The organism is Agrobacterium larrymoorei (genome assembly GCF_013322225.1).
Lineage (GTDB): Bacteria > Pseudomonadota > Alphaproteobacteria > Rhizobiales > Rhizobiaceae > Agrobacterium > Agrobacterium larrymoorei_A.
The window spans coordinates 78,583-95,633 of the sequence record NZ_JAAMFB010000023.1; the positions used below are offsets into that span (position 1 = coordinate 78,583).

The following is a 17,051-nucleotide window of genomic DNA, read 5'->3' on the forward strand; positions in this document are numbered from 1 at the left end:
TGCATGGAAACTGTCCTCGTCCTTTCTGCGCTTCTCCTTATCGTCGTTCATTGGTGTAGTATTCTGCTTGCAGCAAACAGGCTGAAGCGACCGACACGTGACAACGCTCTCCAGCGGGAAAAGCCTCCGGTTTCGATTGTCGTACCGCTTCGCGGTGTCGAGAATTTCACGTCCTTGACATTGTCTCGTGCGTTTCAGCTGGAATGGCCGAGCTACGAAATCATCTTTTGCGTTGCTGACAGTGCAGATCCAGTGATCGATCAGGCCAAGGCACAGATGGCAGCCAACCCAGATATTTCAGCGAGAATTCTGGTAGGGGATGATTGCGTCAGCGCCAATCCTAAGCTCAACAATTGCGTTAAAGGCTGGCGTTCCGCCACCCATGACTGGGTCATTTTGGCGGATTCCAATGTCCTCATGCCGGGTGATTATATAGTGAGCCTGATGGGTGCTTGGCGGGATGATTCAGGGCTGGTCTGTTCTCCGCCAATCGGCTCGCGCGCCGTGGATATGTGGTCTGCGGTGGAGTGCGCATTCCTCAACAGCTTTCAGGCGCGCTATCAATATGTTGCCGAAGCATTGGGAAGCGGCTTTGCCCAGGGCAAGACCATGCTCTGGAACAAGCCCTTTCTTGACCAGAGAGGCGGCATAGAAGCTCTCGGCGCGGAGATTGCCGAGGATGCTGCCGCGACCAAATTGGTGCGCGCAAGCGGTCTTCACGTTCATCTCGTCTCCACGCCTTTCGAACAGCCTCTCGGCTCTCGTCGCCTCAACGAAATCTGGTCGCGCCAGACACGCTGGGCGCGGCTGCGGCGCGTCACTTTTCCCAGCTATTTCCTTCCTGAAATTTTCGTGGGGGCGATGCCGCCACTCCTGCTGGCAACAGTCGCCATCGTGGTGAGCGAACTTGGTGCTGCGAGCGCTCTTGCCGCTGCTCTTGGCGTCCTTTTCATGATGTACGTCCCGGAAATCCTGCTCGCCGCTTTCATGGGATGGAGCCTCTCTTGGCGCAGCCTGCCCGCCATGATGATCAGGGACCTCATGCTGCCAGCGATCTGGATCAAAAGCTTCGTCGGCGCTTCCGTTTCATGGCGCGGTAACGTCATGACCGTCGGAACGGAACAAAGCAGCCTGACAAACGCCTGAGGCAGAATACTTTGACGGCCAGTGGCAGGCTGGATCAGAGCTGTTCGCTGAGACTAGGGTAACTTCAAGCGTTGCCTGGAAATGCTCATCCGGCATTCAGGACAGCGCAATCGTCCCGCGCAACGCCTTGTAATACTGGCACCTTCGCCGTAAGGAAGATTAACGTCAGTTTTAGTAAACAAGAGAAAATATGCGCTTCGAAGAAACAGCAATTCTGGACGTCTTTCTTGTCGTGCCTAAGAGGCATGGCGATGCCCGTGGCTACTTCATGGAGACTTTCCGGCAGGATTATTTCGAAGCTGCAGTCGGTCCACATTCTTTCATTCAGGACAATCAATCCTTTTCTGCCGAAAAAGGCACCATTCGCGGCCTCCACTTTCAGTTGGAGCCGAAAGCGCAGGGTAAACTGGTTCGATGCGTGGCAGGCGCGCTGCTGGATGTGGCGGTGGACATCAGAAAAGGATCGCCGACCTTTGGCCATCACGTTGCTGTCGAACTGACTGAAGAGAACAATCACCAGCTATGGATTCCACCGGGCTTTGCCCATGGCTTCTGCACCCTTAGCCCAAACACCGTCATCAACTACAAGGTTACGGAATATTACAGCGCTGCGGAAGATCGCGGGCTGAAATGGGACGACCCGGTGCTCGGCATAAAGTGGCCGGTGGATAGCGCTTCGGCGATCCTGTCGGACAAGGACAGGAAACAACCTGCCCTTGACGCGATGCCCGACTCCTTCACATATCGTAAATGATGAACGTTGAGTCGTTTCGGCCGGGAAGAAGTCATCTCCCGATGCTGTGAACGACAACGCCAAGCCATTGCTTCGGAGCTGACTGGAATGCGCATACTCGTAACCGGCGGAGCCGGGTTCATAGGTTCCGCAGTCGTGCGTCACCTCATATCGGTCAAGGGCTACGAAGTTCTCAACATCGATAAGCTGACCTATGCCGCCACTGAAACCTCGCTGAAGGCTGTGGAAGCTCATTCAGGATATCGCTTCCTCCGGGCAGATATTTGCGACCGCGCTGCAGTGACCGAGGCGATCACCTCATTCCGTCCGGATCGGATCATGCATCTGGCCGCTGAAAGCCATGTAGATCGCTCGATCACAGGCGCGCAGGATTTTATCGACACCAACATCATCGGCACGTTTACGATGCTGGAAGCGGCGCGGAGTTACTGGGCTGATCTTCCAGCGTCCGAGAAAGACGCTTTCCGCTTTCTCCATGTTTCAACCGATGAGGTGTACGGATCGCTTGGCGATGAGGGCCTGTTTTCCGAGGAAACGCCGTACGATCCAAGCTCCCCCTACTCTGCCTCGAAGGCGGCATCGGACCACTTGGCCAAGGCGTGGATGCGCACCTATGGCCTGCCGGTCATCGTCTCAAACTGCTCCAACAATTACGGTCCATATCACTTTCCCGAGAAGCTGATACCGCTGATGATCCTCAGCGCCCTGGAAGGCAAGCCACTGCCGGTTTATGGAAATGGCGCGAACATACGTGACTGGCTCTATGTCGAGGATCACGCTTGCGCGCTCGACATCATTGCAGAGCGCGGACGCATCGGCGAAACCTACAATGTCGGCGGTCGTAACGAGCGCCGAAACATCGATGTGGTCTTGAGGATCTGTGAGCTGATGGACGGTTTCAAACCGCGCGATGTTCCTTACTCCAATCTCATTACCCATGTTGCGGATCGCCCAGGTCATGACGCTCGATATGCGATCGACGCCAGCAAGCTGGAGAGTGAACTCGGCTGGCGTGCAAGCGAGAATTTCGAAAGCGGCATAGAAAAGACCGTGCGCTGGTATCTGGACAATGAGTGGTGGTGGGCGCCACTTCGAGCGGGCTATGCTGGCAACCGTCTGGGCCTTATCGACGCGAAAACTGGCGGCAAATGAGCAGCAACCCCTCATCCACCACGAAATTACGGATGGTCGTGACCGGCAGGCATGGACAGGTCGTCTCGTCCTTGATCAAGCGGGCTGGATCGAATGACCGCTTTTCCGTCAGCGCGCTTGGTCGACCCGAACTCGACCTGTCCCGACCTGAGACCATAGCGTCGGCTATCGCTGCTGCTCAGCCGGATATCATCGTTTCGGCAGCGGCCTACACTGCCGTCGATCAGGCTGAAACCGACGAAACAGAGGCAACGTTGGTGAACGGGACTGCGGCGGGCATCATTGCCAAGACTGCGCAGTCATTGGGAATACCCGTCATCCATATTTCCACCGACTATGTGTTCGATGGCAGCAAGACTTCACCCTATGTTGAAGCCGACACCGTTTCCCCGCTGGGCGCGTATGGCCGCTCGAAGCTAGCCGGCGAGCGCACAGTCGCTGAAAACAACCCGAACCATGTGATATTGCGGACGGCATGGGTCTACAGTTCTGTTGGCAAGAATTTCCTCAAGACGATGATCAGACTCGCCGGGACGCGGGAAACGATCAATGTTGTAGCCGATCAATTCGGCAACCCGACCTCTGCCGACGATATTGCAGACGGAATTCTTACCGTTGCTGCCAATCTTGTTGATAGCGCCGATCCCAAGCTTCGCGGTACGTTCCACATGACTGGAACGGGAGAGGCAAGCTGGGCGGATTTCGCATCGGAAATCTTTTCGGTTTCAAAGAGGCTTGGCGGACCGAACGCAACCGTGGAAAAAATTCCATTGAGCGCCTATCCTACACCAGCAAAGCGTCCGGAAAACTCGAGGCTCGACTGCGGACTGCTCAAAACCATTCATAACGTCGCGCTACCAGACTGGAAAACGTCTACCGCAGCTGTGGTCGCAGAGCTTTCAGACAAACATTTTGCACAGGATTAACGGTCATGAAGGGCATCATACTTGCTGGCGGAAGCGGAACACGTCTGCACCCCCTGACACTGGTAACATCGAAACAGCTTCTTCCTATATACGACAAGCCGATGATCTATTATCCGCTGTCAACGCTGATGCTGGCCGGAATTCGCGACATCCTGATCATCTCTACGCCGCGCGATCTTCCAAGTTTTCAGGCATTGCTCGGTGATGGTTCAAAATGGGGAATATCTCTTTCCTACGCCGAACAGCCTTCTCCAGATGGCCTGGCACAGGCGTACATCATCGGTGCGGATTTTGTGGCGGGTGACTCGTCCTGCCTCATCCTGGGTGACAATATCTTCTACGGCCACGGCATCACCGACCTGTTCAAGAGCGCGATAGAGCGCCCGAATGGAGCAACGGTTTTCGCGTATCATGTCAACGACCCCGAGCGTTACGGCGTGGTGGAGTTCGACAAGACGCAAAAAGCGATCTCCATCGAAGAGAAACCTCAAAAGCCGCGCTCGAACTGGGCGGTTACCGGTCTTTATTTCTACGACAAGGACGTCGTCGATATCGCTGCCAATCTCAAGCCCTCCGCCAGGGGTGAGCTTGAGATCACAGATGTCAACAGCATCTATCTTGAGCGCGGGAAACTGAGCGTAGAGATGATGGGTCGCGGCTATGCATGGCTGGACACCGGAATGCCGGACAGCCTCCTCGAAGCATCCGAATTCGTTGCCACGCTCGAGCGGCGTCAGGGCTTCAAGATCGCCTGCCCGGAAGAGGTCGCATATCGCATGGCGTTCATAGATGCCGACGAGCTGCGCCGTCTTGGTGAAGAGTACGGTAAAAGCGCCTACGGAGTTTATCTCCGCGAAAAAGTTCTGAACAGCTAACTGGCTTCTCGTGCCTCAAACCAAAGCCAAGGTTTGAGGCACGTCGCATGACACCTATCTCAGGCTCCATGCATCAAAGTGTTTGTGCCGCGTTGATTGAAGATACGAAGCGGCGGGTCCGCTCATTTGCTGGGGCGCGGAAGATGTTTTCCGCACTGCCCGTTTCAACGAGTTTTCCAGCTTCCAGAAAAACAACCAGATTGGCAATTCGCGATGCAAGCCTCAAATCGTGGGTTGCCATGACCATTGTGGTGCCTTCCCGCGCCAATTGCCCCAACACCTCCACCACTTCTGCCGACAGTTCCGGGTCAAGTGCCGAGGTTGGCTCGTCGCATAAAAGAACTTTAGGCGACGGCGCCAGCGCCCGGGCAATTGCGACACGTTGCTGCTGTCCTCCGGAAAGATTCGCAGGCCATGCGTCCGCCTTGTGCTCCATGCCGACCTTGGTCAAGAGTTCCATCGCCCTCTCGCGGGCTTTCTCGCGTGACCACTTTTGCACCACCAACAGGCCTTCCATCACGTTCTCAATTGCAGTGCGGTGAGGAAACAGCTGAAAGTTCTGAAACACCATGCCCGTCTGACGCCGTATTTTTTGAATCGACTGCCATGATACCTTTTGCCCGGCCCTGAAGGTCAATGCATCGCTTCCAATACGAACGGTCCCTTCAGTGGGCAACTCCAAAAGGTTGATGCAGCGAAGAAGGGTACTTTTCCCGCCGCCAGAAGGGCCGACCAGCGCGGTAACACTACCTTCGGAAAACGTGAGCGAAATGTCTTTGAGAATGACGGCATCGCCGAAACGCTTTTCGATGTTGGACAATTCGATCATCGGCTGTTCTCCAGCATGCCACCATATCTTGCGAAACGAACTTCAAGCCGGGACTGAAGCGCTGACAGAACAGAACTCAGTACGAGGTAGACGAGCGCTGCGAGGATATAGAGTATGAGCGGCTCGTAAGTGGTTGCAACGATGCGCTGCGCGGACTGAAACAACTCCGGCACCGTAATCGCCGCTGCAAGCGACGTATCCTTCACCAGCGAGATGAACGTATTGGAGAGCGGCGGCACAGCCACTCTTCCCGCCTGAGGCAAGATTGTACGTCGCATGGCCTGATTCCAGCTCATGCCGGTCGAAAACGCTGCTTCCCACTGGCCTTTGGGAACGGACGAGATAGCAGCGCGGATGATTTCAGAAGTGTAGGCTCCCACATTAAGCGTGAAGCCGATCAAAGCTGCCGGAAAAGCATCGAGAAGGACGCCGATGCTCGGAAGACCGTAGAAGATGACGAACAGCTGTACCAGCAATGGCGTGCCACGAATGACCCAGACGTAGAAGCGCGCAATGAGCGAAAGCGGCGTGGGACCGAAAAGCCTCGCCACCGCTGTTGCCAGTCCAAGGATCAACCCGAATGCGAAGGACATCAAAGTAAGCGGAATGGTGAACTTCACACCTGCCCAAAGCAAAGTAGGTAGCGAGTCGATCATCAATTGAAGCCAGTGCGGCACGGCGGTCCCTCAATAAAAAAGCAAGCCCGGCGTCGCCGCCGGACTTTCGATCTGGTTCTATAATGGCCTACTTCCCAAAAAGATAATAGACAGCCAAGATGGCTTACTTGGAGACGTCCTGGCCGAAATACTTGTCGGAAATCGTCTTGTAGGTTCCATCGACCTTGATATCGGCCAGAGCCTTGTTGATCGCTTCGACCAGCTCGGCATCGCCCTTGCGCACGATGATGCCGGAGTAATCTGCGTCAGGTTTTTCAGCGACGATCTTCACCGGCGCCTGTGGCTGCTTCTTCTTGAAGTCAAGGAAGGACAGGCTGTCGTTGATCGTTGCATCGGCGCGGCCAGTCAGGACGAGCTGGATGGACTGATCGAAGCCATCCGTGCCCACGAGTTCCGCACGCGCTTCCGTCGCCAGCTTGCCAAAATTGCTCGTCAGAGACTGTGCCGACTTTTTGCCTTTGAGGTCTTCAAACCCTTTAATATCAGCGTTCTTTTCGCTGACGATCAGAACGGCTTTAGAAGCAATATAGGGTTCCGAGAAGTCGTATTTCTGCTTGCGGGCTTCTGTAATGCCAACCTGGTTGATAACCGCATCGTATCGCTTGGAGTCTAGACCGGCAATCAGCCCATCCCACTTGCCTTCGATGAATTCGGCTTTGACACCGAGCTTCGCAGCAACCGCCTCACCGATTTCCACATCGAAGCCAACCAACTTGTTGGCGGCATCGTGGAAGGTAAACGGCGCATACGTGCCTTCGGTGCCGATTTTTATCACGCCCGCGGACTTGATCTGGTCAAGGTTTTCGCCTGCGAAAGATGGAGCGATCATGACGGCATGCAGCGCTGTGGCGGTTGCGATTATCTTGAGCCAGCTCATTGAATTTCCTTTCCGTATTTCTGATGACTTCTCTTCTCATAAAGTCTGACGATTTAAACGGCAGAAACTTACAAAAAGATGCGTTTGAAAAGAATATTTTGCTCATTTTCTGTGTTGGATTTCAAAGTCTAATCAATAGCTTTTTCCTATCGGCGCAATCGATAAATCGAACTTAAAACTATCACATGCTTCCGCTATGACTCGTGCGGAAGGAGACAGGCGCTCCACGATTTCCTGGCCTTTCGCCAGGATGTGCGCGTGGTAGCATGCTGGAATACGTTTCCGACTGACAGGTTTCCTGCGAATTTTCAGGCAAGAAGTATAGAGGAGAAAGTTATGGATAATCCAAATGTTAGCGAGAGCAAGTGTCCTGTCGCCCATACGTCGCCCCGTGGGCGATCCAACCGCGACTGGTGGCCAAACCAGCTGGATATCCAGATGCTTCACCAGCATTCCGGCCTTTCCGACCCGCTGGGCAAGGAATTCGATTACGCTGAAGAATTCAAGACTCTCGATCTGCAGGCGATCAAGAACGATCTTCACGCACTGATGACGGACAGTCAGGAATGGTGGCCTGCAGACTTCGGCCATTACGGCGGCCTCTTCATCCGCATGGCATGGCATAGCGCCGGTACCTATCGCGTGACCGATGGTCGTGGTGGCGCAGGTGCGGGCCAGCAGCGTTTCGCTCCGCTAAACAGCTGGCCGGATAACGCCAATCTGGACAAGGCACGCCGCCTGTTGTGGCCCATCAAGCAGAAATACGGCAACAAGATTTCCTGGGCGGATCTGATGATCCTTACAGGCAATGTCGCTCTGGAATCCATGGGGTTCAAGACCTTCGGCTTTGCTGGTGGTAGAGCCGATGTGTGGGAGCCAGAAGAACTGTTCTGGGGACCGGAAGGCACTTGGCTGGGTGATGAACGCTACAGCGGCGAACGCCAGCTTGCCGAGCCGCTGGGCGCGGTTCAGATGGGTCTCATCTACGTCAACCCTGAAGGCCCGAACGGCAATCCCGATCCTGTTGCCGCCGCCCGCGATATTCGCGAAACCTTTGCCCGCATGGCGATGAACGACGAAGAGACGGTCGCGCTGATCGCCGGTGGCCATACCTTCGGCAAGACCCATGGCGCGGGCGACCCCTCCATGGTCGGTGTCGACCCGGAAGCAAGCGAACTGGAGGATCAGGGTCTCGGTTGGCGTAACAAGTTTGGCACCGGCATCGGCAAGGATGCAACGACCGGCGGACCTGAAGTCACCTGGACGCAGACCCCAACCCAGTGGAGTAACTTCTTCTTCGAAAACCTCTTCAACTTCGAATGGGAGCTGACGACGAGCCCGGCGGGCGCGAAGCAGTGGGTGGCGAAGAACGCAGAGGCCTCCATCCCGGACGCGTTCGACCCTTCAAAAAAGAAGCTGCCGACCATGCTGACAACTGACCTGTCGCTGCGCTTCGACCCGGAATATGAGAAGATTTCCCGCCGCTTCCTTGAAAACCCCGACCAGTTCGCGGATGCGTTCGCGCGCGCCTGGTTCAAGCTGACGCACCGTGACATGGGTCCGAAAGCCCGTTATCTTGGCGCCGAGGTTCCCGCTGAAAACCTGATCTGGCAGGATGTCATTCCGGCTGTCGATCATCCTTTGATCGACGATCAGGATATTGCCGAACTGAAATCGAAAGTGCTCGCAAGTGGTCTGAGCGTCCAGGAACTGGTTTCCACCGCATGGGCTTCTGCCTCAAGCTTCCGTGGGTCCGACAAGCGCGGCGGTGCCAACGGTGCACGTATCCGCCTCGAGCCACAGAAAAACTGGGAAGCAAACCAGCCGGAACAGCTTGCGAAAGTTCTCAGTGCTCTTGAGGACATACAGAGGAGGTTCAACACAGCCCAGACTGGAGGCAAGAAGATTTCGCTTGCAGACCTCATCGTTCTGGCCGGTGCCGCAGGCATCGAGAAAGCCGCAAAGGATGGTGGACACGATATCAAGGTGCCATTCACGCCTGGCCGTGCGGATGCGTCCCAGGAGCAGACGGACGTTGCCTCCTTCGGCCCGCTGGAACCTCGTGCCGACGGTTTCCGCAACTACGTGAACACTAAGCGCCATCAATTCATGAAAGCCGAAGAAGCTTTGGTTGACCGCGCCCAACTGTTGACGCTTACCGGTCCCGAAATGACCGTCCTTATCGGCGGTCTTCGTGTTCTCAACGTGGGTAATCCGGAACACGGTGTCTTCACCACGCGCCCGGAGGTGCTGACGAACGATTTCTTCGTCAACCTGCTCGACATGGGCACAGTATGGGCGCCGGTGGCTGGCCAGCAAGGCGTTTATCAGGGCAGCGACCGCAAGACGAACGAACCGAAGTGGACCGGCACACGCGTCGATCTGATCTTCGGCTCGCATTCGCAGCTGCGCGCTTTCGCTGAGGTCTATGCCGCTTCAGACGCCAAGGCGAAATTCCTGAAGGACTTCGTGGCCGCCTGGAACAAGGTGATGAACGCCGATCGCTTCGATCTTGCTTGATCAGTGTTCTATCGAACATCGGGAAAGGCGCAGCACCCGCTGCGCCTTTTCTTTAGAAGCGCCGGTTTAAATATGCTCTGAACGGAGAGGTTAGCGCATTGGCGTTGTATTCAAGCAAAAAGAGCTGACCTCGCTTCTCACACTGAAATAGCCAATATTCTCCATGTTCGGACGATACGTGACATACTACTGCCAAGGCTTGTGTCGGCGGTAATGCCTATCGTTTCGCCTTCATTAAAACCTGTATTGGAACAGTCCTGCCCCTCCGTTGTTCGGGCTTCGTAACAACAATATCTTTTGGAGGAAAGCAGATGAAAAAGTATCTTCTCGGTACAGTGTTCGCATTGAGCTTTGTGTCGCTTGCGGTAGCGCAGGGTTCCAGTGGTGGATCAGGCTCCGGTAGCGGCGGCACGAGTGGTTCTGGAGCAGGCGCGAGTTCTGAGACTGGGGCTGGGACTGGGACTGGGACTGGGACTGGGACTGGGACTGGGACTGGGACTGGCGGATCCGGCACGGCAACGCCAGGCGCAAGTGGAACAACACAAGGTACCAACGGTGCCGATCCCGCTCAGCCGAATGGCGATACAAACAACACCAATTGCCCTCCTGGCGGAACCCAGGGCACTGCGAACACCAACGCAAACGGAACAAATTGCCCGGCAAACTAAGGATTTCCAGCGAAATCGCCAAGTGGTTCGCATTTCGAAATGCGTTAAAGCAACAATTAAACTCCGTTGCGCTTCAGAACGAGGCTCTGAAAATCTTCTCCTCGAATGGAGAGAAAGAGCTGGAGCGCATTATACCCTATGAGAATAGAGGAGCGTGCCACCACGCTCCTCGTCATGTTTCAAGAAGATATCTGTTCCAGGGCATCACTTGTAATCGCCAAGGACAATGCTGTTTGAAACGGCATCAAGTGACAGGGCCCATTATGTGAATAAATTCACTGATGCTCTGCCTTATTCAGCGGCCTCGGTCTGTACGCCGGAGACCTGCTGTAAAAGACTTACCAGCCGACTGAGAATGCTGATGATTTCAGCCATTATTTCGCTGTCCACAGAGCCTGACTTGGGAGCGTCGTCTGTTGGTTCTACAGTCTGAGATGACTGAGATGACGTCGCTTCGGATACTTGATTATCCTTTCCGGTCTGCTGGGAAATTGCGTCGAGCTTGTCCTTGATGTCGGCAATAGCTTGTGCGGCGGTGTCTTCTTGGGTTGCTGCCGCCGAACCTTGGTCAGCATCACCGGGCCCAAGCCGCTGCTGAAGAAGTTCGATGAGCTGTGAGACCAGCTCCAGCACTTGCGACACCACATCCCCCTCACTGGACGAAGAAGGATCGGTGCTGTCTTCGGCTCTGCTGGTGCTTTCGCTCGGCTTGGCATCATTGCCAGCGCCAAACTTCTTCTCCAGTAGCTCGATCAGCGCCTGCAGCAGATCAAGCACCTCACCGAGCATTTCTGAGGAATTGCTTCCCGAAGGCGCAGTGCTGGACGCTTCGGGTTTTGCAGCCGTCTCGGTTGGCGCAGCGGCAGCTTCCTCCGGTTTTGCACTACCGGAGGAACTGCCTTCCGCCCTGTTGGCGAACAGCTGCTCGACCAGAGAGACAACCTGCTTCAAAAGATCCAGAACCTCACCGAGCAGCGCCTTATCGCTCCCCTTGGTTTCGCCGGTGTTGTCTACCGAACGTAGATGAGTAGAGGAAAGAAAGCTTTTCGGACCACCGTCAAAAGGAGATTCCTGACGCCCCCGGAGGCTTGTTATACTGCCTGTCGTTTTGCTACCGGCTCCGTTCGTATCATCCAGCGACAGGTTTCCTGCCGCAGAACCGATGAAATTGCCTGCTCCAACTCTTTCCATATGCCTTGCCCTTCTTTGTGAAACATAATTGGTCAGTTTAAATATAATCCGACGCCGACCCCGTAGCCGGAAGGCGTGATCAATCCGCCAGCGCCCTGAAACCGGCCCTCCTCTTGATCATCCTCACGTCGTTTCCATCTCCTTTCGCGCTGAAACGACAGGAGCGGTTTGCTGGAGAATCTGACAGGTAATGTCAGGCGGAATCTCGTCATGTGCCAAAAGAGGCAATCGACAGCCATGTTTGATCAGCAATAGCTGCGACTGTTGCCGAAGATCAGGATCAACCAGCCCGACGGGGTCATAATCCCGCTCGTTTGCCTCGAGCAGACGCGCATTGAACGATCTGGCCATCATCGCGATCTGTTTTTCGGCATCCTTGCGCTGAGTGTTGGAAGCGGGGTCCAAGAATGCCTCGACCGCCGTTTCCCAGTTGCTACCCAAGGGGATGCTGGAGACAACGCCGCGCTGGTCGAGAAGACCGTAGGCGACTTGAGAGCCAAGGGCTTTTCGCGCTTCCTGCGCAAGCAGGTCTACATCACCGCCAAATTTCTGGTAATCCAGCATGACTTCCAGAAATCCACGTGGTTGTGACAGCGTCACACCTTCATCGAGAAGACGTCTCGTTACATTGACCATCAACATGCGAGGAACGCCTTCGGCAACATCTCGCGCCAGTCCACCCAACCTCGTTTCAAGCCCGGACAGCCATTGCGTGACATCCTCGACGCTGAAAGTGGGCCCGACATGACGCCGAACAAGCCGACGAAGCATTCCCGCGACCATCTCCAATCCTTCTCCTTCGCGGATCGGTATCATTCCCGCAGGTACGTTTTCGATCTGTACGTGCATCAAATTATCGGCCATCCGGGCATCTGCGTTGAAGGTGGGAACGGTAACGGCCACACCGACAACCCGCGCCAGTGATCTGATCTGCCCTTCGAGGATTGAGGCAAAGCCGCCCCGTTCAAGGGAGGCAAGTGTCGTTTCGGACACGGTGGCGACAATCGGATCGCCAAACTTCGCACGATCCAGCGCAGTGCCTAAAGAAACGACTTCTGGGGTTGCGCGTTGCGCATCGCGTGAGGCAGCAGAACCTTCTTGTAGAAACGGACGGGCCAACATGAAAGCCGTAAGTCCAAGCCCGATACCCAGTGGCCATAGCACGCCACCCGGAAAACCCGGAACGAAACCCATTGCAACCGTCATCGCGCCTGCGATGCCGAGCGCGCGCGGGTCACGCGAAAGCTGCCGACCTATATCCGCGCCGAGGCTTTGCGAATCCTCCGAGGAAACGCGCGTCACGACCGTTCCCGCAGCAATTGCCATCAACATCGAAGGGATTTGCGAGACCAACCCATCACCAATGGAGAGCAGGGAATAGATATGGATCGCTTCGGAAAAACTTAGTCCGCGCTGGAAAATACCAATCGCAAGACCGCCGATGAGATTGACGGCGACCACGACGAGGGCGGCAATGGCATCCCCCTTTACGAAGCGCATCGCGCCATCCATTGCGCCAAAGAACTGGCTTTCCTTTTCAAGTGTCGAACGCCGCTTCAACGCCTGCTCGGCTGTGATGTGACCGTTTCGCAGGTCGCTGTCGATGGCAAGTTGCTTGCCTGGCATCGCATCCAGCGTGAAGCGCGCGCCAACTTCTGCAACGCGCTCCGCCCCTTTTGTCACCACGAGAAACTGAACCAGAGCGACGATGAGAAAGACGACCAGGCCGACGACGACGTTCCCGGCGACGACGAAAGAACCAAAGGCGCTGATGATTGCGCCCGCATCCCCCTCCGCCAGTACCAAACGTGTCGTCGAGATGGTCAAAGCCAGCCTGAATACCGTTCCCACCAGAATGATGGCCGGAAAAGTCGATAGCTCAAGCGATGACCGCAGATAGATCGCTGTTACAATAATGATGAGAGAAAATGCCAGGTTGAAGCCGATGAGCATATCGATCAACACGGTCGGCAGAGGCAGTATCATCATCGAGACAACGACGAGGAAGAAAACCGCAAACAGCAGATCCGTTCTTTTCGCCAAAAGATCGACAATCGTCCCGAGCGCCCTCATTGCTGAGCCCCGCCCCCGTTGGAAGCAAGCCTCATGGAACTGGTCTCCGAAGAAGGGAACAAGCTGAAATCATCTCGCTGCCCCGCGCGTGCGACGGAAATAACGTCAGTGGAGATGCTTTCGACTTTCCAGTCGCCACCGATTGCATCGCCTTCCCTGTACCGTTTCCCATCAGTGCCAACGATGAATTTCACGGGCTCCAGCGCAACAGAAGCAACAAGATGCTCTACACCGGATGTAAGCCTGGTTCTGTCCCGCAATGGTGCTTCGCTTCGGCGCGAAAAGGCTTCGATGAGATTGCTCAACTGGCTTTTAGCGCCAACGGCAAGGCCCTGCCCCGGCTGGCCGATATCGATCGCGCCATCCAGATCGTTCCACGAAACGCCAACTGCGAGACCCGACATCCGTAGCGCCGCTCTCAATTCATCGATGAGAACGGCAGGTGATGTCGCATCGCTGGAACGGAAAAGGCGCTGCCCATTTTGGGTGGACGCCATGTCTCCGTCTCCGGCACCTCCGCTCAACCCCGCCAGCAACAACAGCAGCGATACGGCGAGAAGACAGGCGGCGGCAGATTTACGACGGTTGATTTTAGGTGACGGTTTGTCGACCCCCTCCACCCAGAACTCAATATTATCCACCGACACGATCTGCTCGGAACAAAGCGACGTTATATGTCCATGAGGCAGGGGCATCTTTTGCAGGAAGACATCCTCGCGCAAAACATTCAGCCGCGCCGCCCGCCTGGAGGATTTCTGAAAAATTTCGACAGCGAACGCGGGCTCGGACGACATGCCCAGTGCCACGATATCGCACTGCGCCCCGCCCCCTATTATTTGCCGCCCATCTTGCAATGCAATGCGAGTGACATTGCCTGCCCTCGACATGGCCAATACGGCATGGCGCGTGGCTGACTTTGAAGAACGCGACCTGCTTCCAAGGGCTGACCTGAAGAAATAGTCGGAAATTCTGAGATTCAAACCCATCGCGGCGCCATAGTACCTTGAAATAAAGAAGGGTAGGAAACGGCCCGACAAAGGCCGTTTCCTCTTTCAAAAAATCAGCCTGGGCTGATCTTCTTGATGGCGTTCGCTTCACCGTTGATCTTGGTGATATCGGTCGCCACCTTCAAGCTCTTGGCTGTCGCCTCGTCCTGCGCAGCCTTGAAGGACGCAATTGCGCCATCAATGCCGCCGGAAGAGCCGGTGCCACCGGTGCTAGGGCTTACTGCCATGGTAACTCTCCTTTTGATTACGGAATTCAACCACGAGATTTAATGTATTAAAAAAATCAGTAAGATCAACTTCATAGTTTAAGAATAGTTAATTACGTTATTTTCAAAATAAAACTAATTAATAATGATCTAAAAATAAATTTTTTCGAATTTGTTAAATTATAAAAACGAAAATAATATTTTATAAATCTAGAAATCTACATGTACTTAAAAATATACACTACGAGACAAACCTCGTTAGCGCTTCTGCCGTCGCTTCTGTTTTTATCACGGCGACTTGGCACTTTCGGAACTCCTCGAGGCGTTCCGTGTAAGCTTTTTTCGCTTCAGATGCCGCGATCCGCGCATCTTCGTGATGCGCCCGCTTATCGACCAAAGCAGCCTTGTAAGACCCTAGATTTTCTGCTGCCGCTTTCAGCGTCACGCCCGTTATGTAAACGTCTTCCGCAGGCGTGTGACGTTGCCGAGCCTCGCTTAGGTTCCGCGTCGCCGCCGTCACATCATTCTTGGCAGACAATTCTTCTTGCAGCGCTTTCTTCATCGCCACATCGGCAGTGGAAAGGCTGCGTGCAGCCTTGCTCTCCCGCAATTGTCGGATTTTCAGCAATATCCCTAAATCTACTTTTGCCTTATCCATACACTCTTCCCTGAACCATAGACCGCAGGTCGAAACCTTTTCAGCGAGTGGGCTGCGTATTCACGTCCTCAATGCTGCCACCCTTTATGACGCGCACCAACCCGGACGCCGGGCGCGGCGCAAGGCCAGTAAGCGCGCCTGTGAAGGACGGTGGTCCACGCACCAGTATGACCATTGTCTTGGCGTCGTAGCTGAGGGCATCGTCAGGCATGACTGGATAAAGCGATTGAGACAGGCTTCGAAATGTTTCCCAGTCCTGACCCGGCACTACAGTCGTGCGCACATCCGCGCGTGAAGCGACGATGACCTTGGAACCGTCATAGGCCATGAATAGGCTGGCATCTTTGGCAAGCTTTTCGAAAACACCGATGCCCTCCTCCCTTACCTTCCAGTTTTCGAGCCGACCGGGAATAACACCTACCTTCGCTACCGCGATGCCCGAAAGATCTGACAGGATATCGAGCACATCACTCAACGGCTGGCTTTTCACCTCATAGGATATCATTCGCGCCGCCGCACTGCTGGCACCTGATAGAATCGTCAATAACAAGACCAGACAGCAGAACAGGTTACGAAGTTTCATCTGAGCGTGATTACAGCCTGACAAAAGTTGGTCACAGCGGAGTAACGTCATCGCCATTCCGAACGCTGTTCTTCACATTGACACTGGAAATGTTTGAAGACAGTTGCACGTTAGCAATTGAACTGTCTGTCCTGAAGAGAACGTTTCCGTTTGCGAAGCTTCCGCCATCAATGCTCACATCGGCATCGATTTCCTTGCCGCCATTCGTGCGGATGAGCGTTTGGAAACCATCCGCCGTGAAGTTTGAAACATGAAATTTCGTGTCGGCATTCAGCTGGAAGACCTTGTCGGAGGCGCCGCGCGCCGAGCCGCCCTCAATGAACACGTCACCAGGAGATTTCACCGTCAGCGCGTCTTCGCCAACATCCTGCCAGTTGACGTTCTGCAGGGTCGCGCCATTGTAGACATGAATACCGTCAGCGCCATTCTCACCGAGATCGACGTTCTTGAGCGTCGCTCCGTTTTTCAGAATGAAAATCGGCTGCTGCGATTCTGATTGCCCTCCGTCTCCCAATGCCGAAGAAGCGGTAAATGTTGCACCTTTACCGTCGAACACGCCGCCATCGACTATGATCGACTTGTTCACCACATTGATCGAACCACGCCCGGAAAGATCAGGTGTTGTGTTTGCATCTCCAGCTCTCGTTTCGGGGAGACGGGAAAGGTTCGGGGATGGACCTTCCTGCTCAGGATCGAACTTCTTGATCTGAGACGGACCATTCTCAAAAGGCGACTCGCGGCGTGGGACATCGTTGCCAGAAAAAAGCTCTATCAGCTTTTCGAAATTTTTCTTGATGTCCGAAAGAGACTTTGAGAAGTCCAAGTCTTCCGACCCGATACGGTTGAAGCAATCATTGTTATCGATACGGTTCATTCACGCATCTCCGCATTTCCAATCCCGCGATTACA

At 54.7% G+C, this 17,051-nt stretch carries 17 protein-coding genes; 7 read left to right on the forward strand and 10 right to left on the reverse strand.

What is annotated here, in order from left to right:
• Positions 1–3: 3 nt before the first annotated feature.
• The 5 genes from G6L28_RS15100 to rfbA all read left to right on the forward strand — a co-directional run bounded on the left by G6L28_RS15100 (position 4) and on the right by rfbA (position 4,853).
• Positions 4–1,146 carry a ceramide glucosyltransferase gene (locus G6L28_RS15100; RefSeq protein WP_174064650.1) on the forward strand — a complete coding sequence of 381 codons (1,143 nt, stop codon included), beginning with the start codon at positions 4–6 and terminating at the stop codon, positions 1,144–1,146.
• Positions 1,147–1,336: 190 nt separating this feature from the next.
• Positions 1,337–1,900: a dTDP-4-dehydrorhamnose 3,5-epimerase gene (gene rfbC, locus G6L28_RS15105; RefSeq protein ID WP_174064651.1), complete on the forward strand. Its 564-nt coding sequence runs from the start codon at positions 1,337–1,339 to the stop codon at positions 1,898–1,900.
• A gap of 87 nt (positions 1,901–1,987) precedes the next feature.
• A complete protein-coding gene (rfbB, locus tag G6L28_RS15110) occupies positions 1,988–3,052 on the forward strand; it encodes a dTDP-glucose 4,6-dehydratase (RefSeq protein WP_174064652.1) in 1,065 nt (354 codons plus the stop codon).
• Entirely contained in the window at positions 3,049–3,978 is a 930-nt protein-coding gene (gene rfbD, locus G6L28_RS15115) for a dTDP-4-dehydrorhamnose reductase (protein ID WP_174064653.1), read from the forward strand. The genes rfbB and rfbD overlap by 4 nt, the downstream gene beginning before the upstream one ends.
• A gap of 5 nt (positions 3,979–3,983) precedes the next feature.
• A complete protein-coding gene (rfbA, locus tag G6L28_RS15120) occupies positions 3,984–4,853 on the forward strand; it encodes a glucose-1-phosphate thymidylyltransferase RfbA (protein WP_174064654.1) in 870 nt (289 codons plus the stop codon).
• A gap of 73 nt (positions 4,854–4,926) precedes the next feature.
• Here the strand turns inward: rfbA and G6L28_RS15125 are convergent, their stop codons facing one another.
• The 3 genes from G6L28_RS15125 to G6L28_RS15135 form a co-directional block, all read right to left on the reverse strand.
• Positions 4,927–5,682 (reverse strand): amino acid ABC transporter ATP-binding protein, encoded by a 756-nt coding sequence (locus tag G6L28_RS15125; protein WP_174064655.1) that lies wholly within the window; start codon positions 5,680–5,682, stop codon positions 4,927–4,929.
• Complete coding sequence (locus tag G6L28_RS15130) at positions 5,679–6,359, reverse strand: ABC transporter permease subunit (protein WP_174064656.1); 681 nt, start codon at positions 6,357–6,359, stop codon at positions 5,679–5,681. Before G6L28_RS15130 ends, G6L28_RS15125 begins: the two co-directional genes overlap by 4 nt.
• Positions 6,360–6,462: 103 nt before the next feature.
• A complete protein-coding gene (locus tag G6L28_RS15135; protein WP_174064657.1) occupies positions 6,463–7,236 on the reverse strand; it encodes an amino acid ABC transporter substrate-binding protein in 774 nt (257 codons plus the stop codon).
• 336 nt (positions 7,237–7,572) lie between these two features.
• Here G6L28_RS15135 and katG point away from each other — a divergent pair, with 336 nt between their 5' ends.
• Positions 7,573–9,756: a catalase/peroxidase HPI gene (katG, locus tag G6L28_RS15140; protein ID WP_174064658.1), complete on the forward strand. Its 2,184-nt coding sequence runs from the start codon at positions 7,573–7,575 to the stop codon at positions 9,754–9,756.
• 959 nt (positions 9,757–10,715) lie between these two features.
• Here katG and G6L28_RS15145 read toward each other — a convergent pair.
• The 3 genes from G6L28_RS15145 to G6L28_RS15155 form a co-directional block, all read right to left on the reverse strand.
• Positions 10,716–11,615 carry a hypothetical protein gene (locus G6L28_RS15145; RefSeq protein WP_174064659.1) on the reverse strand — a complete coding sequence of 300 codons (900 nt, stop codon included), beginning with the start codon at positions 11,613–11,615 and terminating at the stop codon, positions 10,716–10,718.
• A gap of 123 nt (positions 11,616–11,738) precedes the next feature.
• Complete coding sequence (locus G6L28_RS15150; RefSeq protein ID WP_174064660.1) at positions 11,739–13,688, reverse strand: flagellar biosynthesis protein FlhA; 1,950 nt, start codon at positions 13,686–13,688, stop codon at positions 11,739–11,741.
• A complete protein-coding gene (locus tag G6L28_RS15155) occupies positions 13,685–14,329 on the reverse strand; it encodes a hypothetical protein (protein WP_210265776.1) in 645 nt (214 codons plus the stop codon). The genes G6L28_RS15150 and G6L28_RS15155 overlap by 4 nt, the downstream gene beginning before the upstream one ends.
• Before the next feature lie 33 nt (positions 14,330–14,362).
• Here G6L28_RS15155 and G6L28_RS15160 point away from each other — a divergent pair, with 33 nt between their 5' ends.
• Positions 14,363–14,602 (forward strand): hypothetical protein, encoded by a 240-nt coding sequence (locus tag G6L28_RS15160; protein ID WP_174064662.1) that lies wholly within the window; start codon positions 14,363–14,365, stop codon positions 14,600–14,602.
• Between the two features lie 146 nt (positions 14,603–14,748).
• Here G6L28_RS15160 and G6L28_RS15165 read toward each other — a convergent pair whose 3' ends face one another.
• From G6L28_RS15165 to G6L28_RS15180, 4 genes are all read right to left on the reverse strand, one after another.
• Positions 14,749–14,922: a hypothetical protein gene (locus tag G6L28_RS15165; protein ID WP_174064663.1), complete on the reverse strand. Its 174-nt coding sequence runs from the start codon at positions 14,920–14,922 to the stop codon at positions 14,749–14,751.
• A gap of 220 nt (positions 14,923–15,142) precedes the next feature.
• Entirely contained in the window at positions 15,143–15,559 is a 417-nt protein-coding gene (locus G6L28_RS15170; protein ID WP_174064664.1) for a hypothetical protein, read from the reverse strand.
• Positions 15,560–15,599: 40 nt separating this feature from the next.
• Complete coding sequence (locus tag G6L28_RS15175) at positions 15,600–16,064, reverse strand: hypothetical protein (protein ID WP_174064665.1); 465 nt, start codon at positions 16,062–16,064, stop codon at positions 15,600–15,602.
• Positions 16,065–16,173: 109 nt separating this feature from the next.
• Complete coding sequence (locus G6L28_RS15180) at positions 16,174–17,016, reverse strand: pectate lyase (RefSeq protein WP_174064666.1); 843 nt, start codon at positions 17,014–17,016, stop codon at positions 16,174–16,176.
• Between the last annotated feature and the right edge of the window lie 35 nt (positions 17,017–17,051).